Genomic DNA, 11001 nt, shown 5'->3' with positions numbered 1-11001 from the left:
TACAGCAGGTGGCTGTCCTGCCGGTACTCGTAGTCGACGTCGAGGGAGTACACCCGCTCGGGCGCGCTCCAGACGATGGCGACGGCGTCGGGGCCGAGTCGTTCCATCAGGCGGGCCCGTCGCGCCGTCAGGTCGTCCTGGCGCGGACCTGCGATCGCCGACACGGCCCCGACGAGGACCGTCACCACTGCCGTCACCACCACGCGCGCCGCGGCCATGCTCATGGCGAGGATGGTACCGCGCACGCACCAGGCCGCCCATGCCGCACTGCCGCCTGCCGTCGTCCAGGCGGCCGCGTTGAGGTAGGGCGCGGTGTCCCACCGCGCCGTTCGCACGACAGCGGCCGGGTGGGACACCCGGCCCTACCCTTCAGCGCCCGAGGATCCGGTCGAGCAACGACTTGGGCGGCGGGCACTGGCACCTATCCTTCGGCGGCACGTCGCCGAGCACCTGCTCGACGTGCTTCCCGCACCCCACCCACGACGGCTTGCCGCACTGCTCGCACGTGACCCGCTGACACATGCCGGGAAAGATACAGCGGACGGCCCGGAGGTGACAGCCGCTACTTCGGCGTGTACCAGATGGGCGACGTGTAGGCCCGCTCCTGCGTCGTCATCGGGACGTTGGGGGCCATCTTCACCTTGAAGTAGGCCGCGTCGTAGGCCGTCCAGCGCGGCGTGGGAATCTCGAGCACGCGGACGTAGTAGAACGCCCGCACGGCCGGATCGAACTCCGGATCGGTCCAGACCGTGATCAGCTCGGGGTCGCCGATGCTGTTGGTCCAGGTCGCGCGCGCCACGTCCACGGTGTTGCCGACAGGCGTCAGCTTGCCCTTCACGATGCGCCGACGGTCGGCGTCGCCCCAGGCCACGTCGAAGATCTTCTCCTGCACCATGCCGGCCTTGTCGACCCAGCCCTTCACCACCTGCACGCGATCGAGGTTGCCACTCCGCGGGTCCTTCAGGGCGGCGACGAGGAACGTCGGCTTGCGACCGGCGGCAGGCACGGCGGGCAGGTCGGCGCCCATCGGCACGCCCTTGGCGTACCCGGCGACGGCCGGCGCGCGGGAGACATCGTCCTTGGTGAAGTCCCAGCCGCCGAAGAAGCGCACGACCATGCGCGGGCCGCTCGTCGCATAGGTCTCCTTGCGCTTCATCGCGTCCCAGAGTTCCTCGCGCGTGTTGCCGGTCGCCCACACGGCCATGTAGCCGGCCGCGCTCATCTCCCAGCCCTTGATCTGGCGATCACCGAACTTCATCGCCGCCTCGTCCCAGCGGTCGGGCCGCGGTTCGGCAGACGGGAACTTCGCGAAGAAGTTGTCCTCTTCGGCAGCCGTGAGCCCGTTGTGCGTATCGGTACCGCCCGCCATGCCGTACTTGAAGGGGTTGGCGCCGATCTCCTGCTCCACCTTCAGGCCATTCTTCAGCCCCTGACGCAGGTACTCGTACTGGAACATGCCGTCCTTCTTCGGCGCGAGAATCAGGTTGCCGCGATCCCACAGCTCGTAACCGGTGATGAACTCATCGGTCGTCGAGAGCGAGGGATGCGCCTCGCTCTGGCCCTTCATCTGCTGCACCTCGAACAGGGGCTCGTACTTCTGGCGCATCTCGGCCCACTGCCTCGTCATGGAGCCACCGCTGAAGGTCGTGAGCGCGAACATCCGGCCATTGGACAGGTTGCCGTTGTGCGGAATGGCAAGCAACTGGCCGCCGGTCTTGGTCTCCCAGGCCTGCATCCACTTCCACAGGTCCTCCGGATCCTCGCTCTGGAACGTCGTGAAGGGCAGCACCATGTCGGCCCGCGACTTGCCATCGCGATAGATGACGTTGCGGTGCAGGTTGTCTCCGCCGCCGGCGTTGGAGGTCCACTCGTAGCCGATGAACGCGGTGAAGCGGCCCGGCTCGTTGTACTTCTCGGCGAGCGTCGTGTTCTTCCCCCACACCGACACCGCGAACTTGGGGTCCATGATCACGGGCGGCAGCTTCTTGTTCGACTGCGCCGCGATCAGTTCCATCACGGCGGCGAGCGCGTCCTTGCCACCCTTGGCGAACATGTCGTGCCACTTCTTCACGGTGGGGTCGGCCATCATCTCCGGATTGCCGCCCTTGATCTCGGCGATCACGCCCATGCCGTCGGAGTGATCTGACACGGCGATCCAGTCCAGGGGCGTCGCGAGCTTCACCGGTTGGCCACTGGTGGACACCACCTCCTCGCCACGCGCGAACCGCAGCGCCTCCTCGGGGCCGAGCGTCGTGCCGGAGCCGCCCGCATCGGCCGACCACGACGTGTGCACGTGCTGGTCGCCGAAGTACGGCCGCTCGGGATAGCGGCGGCCCGCGTAGGGCGAGTACCCCGGCTCCTTGTGGAACGTCGAGGGATCGACGGGACGAATCTCGGCCGCATCAGCCGAGAGCGTTCCCGCTCCGGTGTCGGCGCCACCGAGTCGCTCGGCCGGGGCCGTGGGCGACGACGTGCCAGGAGTTGATGACGCACCACCGCACGCGATGGCGAACAGGGTGACCGACGCGAGTGTCAGCCGGACGACGAGGGGTGAGGTCATGGGTGATCCGGATTCTGCATGTGCTCCTCGCGCCGGTGTGTCTGAAGTCAGACAGTTCGTCTAGCTCATGGTGTAAGCTGCGGGCGCACGACACACCCGCCACGATCTCGCCACGTGCCCTTCGGGAACTCATCGAGCGCGGCCGCCTTCCTGAAGCGCGGCGCCTGGTTCGGCGGCCTTCCGGCCGAGACGCAGCACGCGGTGCTCGCGGCGGCGCATCTGCGGACATTCCAGGCCAGGCAGGTCATCCAACTGCAGGGGGACGAGGGGCGTGGACTGACCGCCGTGCTCGACGGGTCGGTGACGCTCACGCGTCACGTCGACGAGCAGACCACCGCCCTCGTCCACATCGCCGAGCCGGGCTTCTGGTTCGGCCAGTTTTCGGTGCTGGGCATCCCCACCAGCATCAGTGCGACGGCCAGGACGTCGGCGCGGGTGCTGCAACTCGGCCGGCCTGACTTCCTCCGGCTGGCACGGCAGCACCCCATTCTCGAGACCTCGGTCAACGCCGTCTGCCACGAGTACTCGGAGGTGATGTTCAAGCTCGAAGCCGAGGGTCGCCGCATGGCCCCGGACGTTGTCGTGCCGACGCGCCTCGCGCTCCTGGCGCAGCGCCGCATGCAGGACCTCGGGCTGTCTGCAGGGCCGATCACGCTGGCGATGACGCAGGCGGAGCTCGGCGAGATGGTCGGGCTGGCGCGGCAGCAGGTGAACCCGCGCCTGAAGGACCTGGAAGCCGCCGGACTGATCACGCTGGGCAAGGGCCAGGTGGTGGTGCCTGACCCGTCCAGACTGGCACAGGCGGCGAGCGCTCGTACGACGCGCCCGCAGGTCGACGCCTAGTCGCGGCGCGCGGCCTGCCGTGCGGCCTGCATGGCGCGCCGGCGCACCTCGAGCACCTGGCCCGACTCGCGCGCCAGCCGCGGGCTCGCCTCGAACAGCGTACGCACCGTCTCGGGCGACATCCACAGCACTTCGCAGTCGCGCAGTGCCACCGCGCGCATCTCCGCGGGTTGCACGCCGTACATGCCCTGCTCGCCGAAGTACTCGCCCGCAGCGACCGAGCCGATCGGCCGCGACTCGCCGTCGATGCGCACCTGCAGCGACACCGCACCCTGCACGAGCAGGTACACGCCGTGCAGGTCGGTGCCCTCCTCGAAGACCACCTCGTGGCGCCCGAAGCTGAGGGCCCGCACCTCGCCGGCATCGGTCTTCAGCTCGGGCATGCGCGCGAACTCGCGCAGCCGCTCCGAGGCGGTGGCCGAGGGCGCACCGAACGGCTGCCCGGCATCGAAGTTGACGTGGTTGACGATGGGGTACGGGATGGTGAGGCCGCGGCGCTTGGCCACGTACCAGATGCGGGTGACCACCTCGTTGCGGACCGGCCAGCGGTCCTCCTCGGTGGTGCGATAGATCAGCCGGTACGTGATGGCCGAGTCGCCATACGCGAAGGTCGCGGCGATGGGCGGCGGCTGCTGCAGCACCCCGGGCGTGCCGTGCGCCACTTCGAGCAGGGCCTCCTTCACCACGTTGGGCGGATGGTCGTAGCTGAAGCCGACCTCGACCTCCTCCATACGCACCGGACGCGGGCGCGAGAAGTTGAAGATGATCTCCTTGTTCAGCGTCGAGTTCGGGACGATCTGCACTACGCCCCGCGCCGACTTGATGTGCGCGGACCGCCAGTTCACTTCCTTCACCTCGCCCGAGGCGCCCGCCACCTCCACCGTGTCGCCCACCTCGAACGGCCGCTCGAGCAGCAGCATCAAGCCCGAAAAGAGGTTGCCGAGCGGCTCCTGCAACGCGAGGCCCACCACGATCGACGTGACGCCGACGGCGGCCAGCGCGCCGCTGAGGTCCTTGTCCCACACGAACGAGAACACCAGCGCGCCCGCCGTGGCCACCAGCAGCAGCCGCACGAGGTCGCGCAGCAGCTTGGGCACGCGCGCCTGCCAGCTGCCGGCCTCGGCCTGCTCGAAGATGATCGTGTTCAGCGCGCCGAGCACCGCGAGGACGACCGACACCCAGAAGAGCGTGGTGGCGAGCCGCACCCACAGGTCGGCCGCACCGAGGCCCACCGCATTGCGGAGGAAGAGGACGAGCGCGAGGGCCGGCACCACCCACGACCGCACGAACCGCACCGACGAGGCGGTCGGCCGGCCGGCGCGCATCCAGGCGAACGCCAGTTCGTTGAGCACCAGGAGCGCCGCCGGGAAGCCGATGGCCAGCCCGAGCGCCCAGCGCCACTGCGGCCCCAGTTCCGCCAGGAACTCGCTCATGCCACGTCCTCGGCCACCGGGAAGAGCTCGACGGCGCCCATGCCGCGCACGTCCTGCGTGCGGGCCGCGCCGAAGGGCACGACGTCGCGCACACGGTCGTACACGGTGCGCGTGACCACGACGGCGCCAGCGCCCTGCTCCTCGATGTCGCGGGCGAGTCGCACGGTGTCGCCCCAGAGGTCGTAGATGAACTTGCGGCGGCCGACGAGGCCGCCCACCACCGGGCCGGCGTTGATGGCCACCTCGATCGACAGCGCCGTGCCGCGCTCGGCGTTGAACCGGCGCACGATGCGCACGACCTCGCGGGCGAAGTCGACGACGCGCGCGGTGTGGTCAGGCCGCTCGACCGAGAGGCCCGAAGCCGCCAGGTACGACGACCCGATCGTGCGCACCTTCTCGACCCCATGCTGCTCGGCCGCCTCGTCGAAGGCCGCCACGACGTCGCTGAGCAGCGTCATCGACTGGTCCTCGCCGAGCTTGCGCGAGAGCTGATCGAATCCCGACAACCGCGCGTAGGCCACCGTGACGTCGGCAAACGACTGCGGGCCGTCGTGCCCGCCGCGCACCTGCGCCGCCCCCGAGGCTGGCAAGAGGCTGAGGAGCAGCTTCTCGTTGGCCTGCACCTGCGCGTCGAGCGCCTGGCGGCTGGTCGCGAGGTTGCGCACCATGTCGTTGAAGGCCTCGCCCAGCGCCCGGAACTCGTCGTGGGCATTGACCTGCACGCGCGTCTCGAGGTTGCCCGTGCTGACCTGCCGCGCGGCCTCAACCAGTGCCGCGATCGGCCGCGTCATGATCGACGCCAGGCCGAGCGCCAGCAGCGAGGAGAGCAACGACAGGCCGGCACCCACCGCCAGGATGCGCCACCCGAGCGAGCGCAGCGGCGCCAGGGCTTCGCGCGTGTCCATCTCGGCCAGCACCACCCACCGCAGCGAGTCGAGGTCCACGGGACCGTAGGCCGCAAACACCGGCTCGCCGCGGTAGTCCTCGGCCCGGATGAACCCGCTGTGGCCGTTGAAGCCCTCCCGCGCCCCCTCGTGCTTGACCGGCACGGTCAGGATCGTCGTCCCGAGCCGACGCACCTCCTCGACCGACCGTTCCGTGAGTTTCGAGGTGCCCAGCGACCGCAGGAAGTTCTCCTTGTCCTCGACCAGGAAGCGCGACTCCATGCGCATCGTCAGGTCGGGCCCCACGAGGTACGCCTCACCGGTCTTGCCGAGGCCCTCGAGTTCCCAGCCCTTGTCGTTGGACAGGGCCTTCGCGACGGGCTCGATCGGGAAGCGGACGACCATGATGGCCACCTTGGTGGGGCCATCGAACACGGGGCTGGCGATGAACGCCTTCGGGGCGCCGAGCGCCGGCCGGTAGGCCTCGAAGTCGGCGAGCTTGTAGTCGTCCTCGTCCTGCGAGTTCTTCAGGATGCGCGCCAGGTTGGCCACGCCGCTGCCCGAGTACGGCCCCTCCTCCAGTTGGGTCCCGAAGATGCTGGACTGGTCGTAGCTGAAGATGACCTCGAGCGAGACGGGATCGACCAGCAGCACGTTCTCGAGCCCGAGCCGCTCGATGGACGGGCCGAGCACCTGCTGCGCAGTCTGCAGGGCGGCAGCGAAGGCGCTGGTGTCGGTCGTCGATGTGAGTCGGCGACGCGGCCCGTACGGGCGCCCGCCGTTCACGAGGTAGTGGTAGTGCAGGTACCAGCCGGCCTCGGTCGTCGGCACCAACGCACCCGCCTGCGGCGCCAGCTTCGTTCTCGCGGCGAGCGCCGGCTCGAACTCCTTCGCGTAGAACTCGCGCACCGCCGCCTTCATCTCCGGCGTCACCTTCACGGTGGCGAGTTCGCGATACGCCTGCGTGAGCACACGCGCCGTGCCGCTCACGTCGTCGCTCCCCGACAGCGTCAGCACCTCGTTGCGCGTGGCAGTGAGCATGCTGCGGACGATGCCGGCCTTGGACCGCTGCAGGCCCACCAACTGACGTTCGATCGAGGCGAGCAGGCTCGACCGCGCGGTGCTGTAGGCGGTCCACGACACGAGCGCGATGCCCAGCAGCGTGAGCAGGGTGAAGGCGAGGAGCAGCTTCGACTGGACGCTGAGGGATCGGAGGGACATGAGGGCTCGTGTGAACAGCGGGCCCGGACGCCGGGCCGGTTCGATCATGCCGGTTCGCCCCGGCCAGGCGAACTAGTCCAAGGTCAGGTCTGGCCGAGAGTCCGCCAGGAGGCCAGGCTGCGGACACGATACGATGGCGGGATGCGTGCCACTCCGTGACCCTCGCCTTCGAGGTCGCCCTCGTCCTGTCCGCCGCCGCCTTCCTGGCCTATGGCACCGCGTGCCTGGCTTTCGACGGCATGAAGCGCGACTTCGAACGCTTCGGCATGGGCCGACTCCGGGTGCTCACCGGTTCGCTGGAAGTGCTCGGAGCCGTCGGCCTGCTGGTGGGATGGGTCCTGTCGCCGTCACTGGTGGCGGCGAGTGCCGCCGGCCTGGCCCTGCTGATGGGGGCCGGCGTGGCGACCCGCATCCGCGTGCTCGACTCGCTGGCCCAGACCCTGCCCGCCCTGGTGCTGCTGGCCATGAACGCGTTCGTGGCCTGGTACGCCCTCACGCACGGCGCGTAGGGGGGACCGGGTACCGGGTACGGAGGGAATGCCGCGATGCCGCCATGCCGGGAATGACGGAAGGCGGAAGGCGGAAGGCGGAAGGGCAAAGTCCCCTACTGCAATGCGACGATGCCGCAGCACATCGCGAGCATCAGGGCGGCCGGCACCGACTTCATGATCGGGTCGCCGACCTTGATGTGCATGGCGATGGCGCCGACCATCAGGGCGAGCACCACGAGCGCCGCCGGGCGGACGGGCAGCGCCACCCACGGGCCCGCGAGCAGCACCACCGCCGCCGTGATCTTGAGCGCGCCGACCACGTAGAAGGCCGCGGCGGGCAGGCCGTACGCCTCGAACTCCTGCTGCAGCGTGCGCGAGGCGCCGCCGCGATACGGCGTCGCCGACTGGCGACGCAGCAGCCACACGTTCAACAGGCCGAGGCCGACGAGAATCTGGAGCAGGTGGGTGATCGACAGGGGCATCTCTGGTCTCCGGCGCCTACCCCTCGATAGACGCGCAAGCACATGCGAACGAATCGTCCGGATGGATGCCGTTGAGACGCGTCGATCGGGCGCCGAGGTTCGCCCGCGACGTCAGCCCCGCCGGACCGCGCCCCTCCTGACGGGCACGGTGGCGAGGGTGCCGACGTCGCCCCGGCGGCCTCAGAAGCGCGAACTGCGCGTCCACGTGTCGGCGCGCGCCCAGGCCTTCTCGAGCGCCGCGTCGACCTCGGCGTCGGTGCGCCCCTGTCCTTCGATGGCCTGCTTCAGGCCGAGCAGCGACCAGCCGTTGCGCGGGTGCTGCTTGAGGTCCTCGCGGTAGACGCGCTCGGCGTCGGCGAACCGCTTCGCCTCGATCAGGGCCGCGCCGAGCCAGTGGCGCGCCGGGAACGGCAGCGGCTCCGGTTCGTCGTACTCGAGCGCATCGTCCTGCGCCACTGCCGACTCGAACTTCGCGATCGCAGCATCGAGCTGCTGCTCGTCGCGCAGGATCTCGCCTTCCAGCAGGTCGCCGACCAGGCCGAGCAGGCGACTGGCGGGATGATCGCGGAACTCGGCCTTCGGCGTCTCGGCGCCCTTGCGGACGCGACCGAGGTACACCTTCGCCATGTCTGCCTGACCGGTGCGGAGGTAGGCGTAGCCCTGGGCGAAGTCCCACATGCCTGCCGGTACCGGCCGATCGGGACGCGCCTTCACCTCGAGGACCTCGTCGAAGCGGCCGAACCGGATGAGCGTGAGCACCTGGTACGTCGTGTCGCCCCGCGCGCGCTTCACGTAGTCGCGGCCGGCGGTCGTCGCGATCGCGCCCTGCCCGTCCATCGAGGCGGCGTACACGAGCATGTGCAGGTTGTGCGACGGGTAGATCGCGAAGCCCTCGCCGATGTCGGCCTTGAGGTCCGAGTGCACCGCGTCGAGGTTGGCGCGCACCGAGTCGCCCCAGCGCCCGACCTCGTTCCACGTGTGCGACGGCATGTGGTTGATGTGGCTCGCCCCGGGGATCGCCTTGCCGAGGTACTCGGCGCAGAACTCCGCCTTCTCGGGACGCACCGTCGATTCGGTGGCGTGCACGTACAGGTGGCACGCGCCGGGGTGCTTCGGGTCGCGGGCGAGGATGCCCTCGAGCACCCCGTGCAGCCGCACGATGTTCGGCGCGTCGACGTCGCGGCGCCCGCGGCGCGGCTCGAGCAGGAAGAGCGCGTCGGCGTACAGCGTGCGCGCGTCGAGGTCGTCCGGGTACAGCTCCGACAGGCGGCGCATGGCCTCGGCGTACGCCTGGTCCTGCTCCGTGCGCTTCTCGGGGTCGAAGTCCTTCACGTAGCGGACGGCCAACGCGTCGATGTAGGCGCGCTCGACCGGGCTCGCCTTGCCCTTCAGCTCGAGCGCCTTGCGTGACGCGGCGTAGGCGAAGGGCGCGTCCTCGGCATCCATCTTCTCGTTGAGGTACGAGCCCCACGCCCAGGCTTCGCCCCAGTGGCAGATGGCGCAGTCGGGGTCGGCGGCCCACGCGGCGCGGAAGGAGCGGATGGCGTCGGCCTTGGCGAAGGCGAACATCATCTGCATGCCCTGCGTGAAGAAGGCCTGCGCCTCGGGCACCTTCGTCGAGATGGCGCGGGTGTACGGCCCGAGCGCCTTGGTCATCAGCGGTATCGGCTTCTTCACCAGGTCCGGCAGCTCGCCCGGCGCGGCGGTCGGCCGACTCGCCGCGGCCGGCGCGGCATGCCCCGCGTGACCCTGCGTCTGCTCCTGTGCGCCCGCCAACACCGCCACGCTCAGCAGCGCCACACACAATCCGGCGCGCAGCGCCACACCCGGTCGGAGGTCCATGGCGATAGCTTAGCCGCGCGTCGCACCGAAGTGCGACGCCGACGTCACCCTCCTCCGCCGCCCATCTCCGCGTGGCGGCGCGACAGCCAGTCGCGCTCGCGCCCATTGGAGGCCAATCCGGCGGCGGCGGCATAGGCCTCGGCGGCGGCGCGGCGACACCCCAACCGACCAAGCAGGTCGGCGCGCACGGCGTGGTACAGGTGCGTGTGGGCGAGGTCGGCGGCCAGCGGCTCCACCAGCGCGAGGCCCGCTGCGGCTCCGGCGACCTCGGCCACCGCCACCGCACGGTGCAGGGCGACGGTGGGCGTCGCGGTCAGGGCGAGCAGGTGGTCGTACAGCGCGACGATCTGCGGCCAGTCGGTCGCGCCGGCCCGGGCGGCGTCGGCGTGCACAGCCTGGATCGCCGCCTGCACCTGGTACGGTCCCGGCCGATTCTCTGCCAGACACCCGCGCACCAGCGACTGCCCCTCGGCGATGAGCGCGCGGTTCCACCGCGTGCGGTCCTGGTCCGCGAGCCGCACGGGATCGCCTTCGGCATCGGTGCGGGCCTCGCGACGCGCTTCGATCAGCAGCATCAACGCGAGCAGGCCCCTCGCCTCCTGCTCGGCCGGGAGCAGGTCGGCCACCAGGCGCGCCAGGCGAATCGCCTCGGCACACAGTTCGACGCGGATGACGTCGCCGCCGCTGCTCGCGCTGTACCCTTCGTTGAAGATCAGGTACAGCACCGCGAGCACGCCCGCGAGCCGCGCCGGCAGGTCGTCCTGCTCAGGCACGCGGAACGGGATGCGCGCATCGCGGATCTTCGCCTTTGCCCTGACGAGCCGCTGCGCCATCGTCGGCTCCGGCACGAGGAACGCGCGGGCAACCTCCGCGGTCGTCAGCCCGCCGAGGAGGCGCAGCGCGAGTGCGACCTGCGCCGGCAGCCCGAGCGCCGGATGGCAGCACGCGAACATGAGGCCGAGGCGGTCGTCCGGCACGGCCGCCGTGGCCCCGTCGTCGGGTTGCAGGAGGTGCATCTGCCGGACGGCCTCGTCATGACGCGCCTCGCGGCTCGCCTCCCGACGCAGCCGGTCGATGGCGCGCCGCTGTGCCGTCGTGATGATCCAGCCGGCCGGACTGGGCGGCGCACCGGCGAGCGTCCAGCGCTCGACGGCCAGCACGAAGGCGTCCTGCACGGCGTCCTCGGCGAGCGTGATGTCGCCGAGGCGCCGCGCGAGGACGGCCACCGCACGGCCGTACTCGTCG

At 70.3% G+C, this 11001-nt stretch carries 10 protein-coding genes; 2 read left to right on the top strand and 8 right to left on the bottom strand.

Annotation, left to right across the window (positions count from 1 at the left end):
* From ACIRDX_RS16395 to ACIRDX_RS16385, 3 genes are all read right to left on the bottom strand, one after another.
* The coding region (locus ACIRDX_RS16395; protein ID WP_396626515.1) for an aminopeptidase P N-terminal domain-containing protein at nucleotides 1-356 on the bottom strand (356 nt) is incomplete at its 3' end.
* 13 nt (nucleotides 357-369) lie between these two features.
* Nucleotides 370-522, bottom strand: a complete 153-nt coding sequence (locus ACIRDX_RS16390; protein WP_396626514.1) for a hypothetical protein — start codon at nucleotides 520-522, stop codon at nucleotides 370-372.
* Between the two features lie 40 nt (nucleotides 523-562).
* Entirely contained in the window at nucleotides 563-2560 is a 1998-nt protein-coding gene (locus ACIRDX_RS16385) for a DUF3604 domain-containing protein (RefSeq protein WP_396626513.1), read from the bottom strand.
* 114 nt (nucleotides 2561-2674) lie between these two features.
* Between ACIRDX_RS16385 and ACIRDX_RS16380 the strand changes: the two genes are divergently transcribed.
* Entirely contained in the window at nucleotides 2675-3403 is a 729-nt protein-coding gene (locus ACIRDX_RS16380; RefSeq protein WP_396626512.1) for a Crp/Fnr family transcriptional regulator, read from the top strand.
* Here ACIRDX_RS16380 and ACIRDX_RS16375 read toward each other — a convergent pair.
* A complete protein-coding gene (locus ACIRDX_RS16375) occupies nucleotides 3400-4836 on the bottom strand; it encodes a mechanosensitive ion channel domain-containing protein (RefSeq protein WP_396626511.1) in 1437 nt (478 codons plus the stop codon). The two genes, ACIRDX_RS16380 and ACIRDX_RS16375, sit on opposite strands and share 4 nt — an antisense overlap.
* The gene (locus tag ACIRDX_RS16370; RefSeq protein ID WP_396626510.1) at nucleotides 4833-6941 is read right to left on the bottom strand and encodes an adenylate/guanylate cyclase domain-containing protein; all 2109 of its coding nucleotides are present in this window, start codon (nucleotides 6939-6941) and stop codon (nucleotides 4833-4835) included. The genes ACIRDX_RS16375 and ACIRDX_RS16370 overlap by 4 nt, the downstream gene beginning before the upstream one ends.
* Nucleotides 6942-7096: 155 nt before the next feature.
* Here ACIRDX_RS16370 and ACIRDX_RS16365 point away from each other — a divergent pair, with 155 nt between their 5' ends.
* Nucleotides 7097-7450 carry a DoxX family protein gene (locus ACIRDX_RS16365; RefSeq protein WP_396626509.1) on the top strand — a complete coding sequence of 118 codons (354 nt, stop codon included), beginning with the start codon at nucleotides 7097-7099 and terminating at the stop codon, nucleotides 7448-7450.
* A gap of 95 nt (nucleotides 7451-7545) precedes the next feature.
* Here the strand turns inward: ACIRDX_RS16365 and ACIRDX_RS16360 are convergent, their stop codons facing one another.
* The 3 genes from ACIRDX_RS16360 to ACIRDX_RS16350 all read right to left on the bottom strand — a co-directional run.
* Nucleotides 7546-7914 carry a DoxX family protein gene (locus tag ACIRDX_RS16360; RefSeq protein WP_396626508.1) on the bottom strand — a complete coding sequence of 123 codons (369 nt, stop codon included), beginning with the start codon at nucleotides 7912-7914 and terminating at the stop codon, nucleotides 7546-7548.
* 180 nt (nucleotides 7915-8094) lie between these two features.
* Nucleotides 8095-9756 (bottom strand): tetratricopeptide repeat protein, encoded by a 1662-nt coding sequence (locus ACIRDX_RS16355; protein ID WP_396626507.1) that lies wholly within the window; start codon nucleotides 9754-9756, stop codon nucleotides 8095-8097.
* Nucleotides 9757-9800: 44 nt separating this feature from the next.
* Nucleotides 9801-11001 (bottom strand): RNA polymerase sigma factor (locus ACIRDX_RS16350; protein ID WP_396626506.1); only part of this gene is annotated, 1201 nt, incomplete at its 5' end.

Origin of the sequence: Luteitalea sp. (assembly GCF_044337415.1) — a bacterium.
Lineage (GTDB): Bacteria > Acidobacteriota > Vicinamibacteria > Vicinamibacterales > Vicinamibacteraceae > Luteitalea.
The sequence above is the reverse complement of the archived record's forward strand: the minus strand, read 5'-3'. Positions and strand labels throughout refer to the sequence as shown.

Excerpts from the sequence above, each read along its gene's own strand:
- ACIRDX_RS16375 (WP_396626511.1), bottom strand. The coding sequence starts at position 4,836 with ATGAGCGAGTTCCTGGCGGAACTGGGGCCGCAGTGGCGCTGGGCGCTC.
- ACIRDX_RS16385 (WP_396626513.1), bottom strand. The coding sequence starts at position 2,560 with ATGACCTCACCCCTCGTCGTCCGGCTGACACTCGCGTCGGTCACCCTG.
- ACIRDX_RS16355 (WP_396626507.1), bottom strand. The coding sequence starts at position 9,756 with ATGGACCTCCGACCGGGTGTGGCGCTGCGCGCCGGATTGTGTGTGGCG.
- ACIRDX_RS16370 (WP_396626510.1), bottom strand. The coding sequence starts at position 6,941 with ATGTCCCTCCGATCCCTCAGCGTCCAGTCGAAGCTGCTCCTCGCCTTC.
- ACIRDX_RS16360 (WP_396626508.1), bottom strand. The coding sequence starts at position 7,914 with ATGCCCCTGTCGATCACCCACCTGCTCCAGATTCTCGTCGGCCTCGGC.
- ACIRDX_RS16390 (WP_396626514.1), bottom strand. The coding sequence starts at position 522 with ATGTGTCAGCGGGTCACGTGCGAGCAGTGCGGCAAGCCGTCGTGGGTG.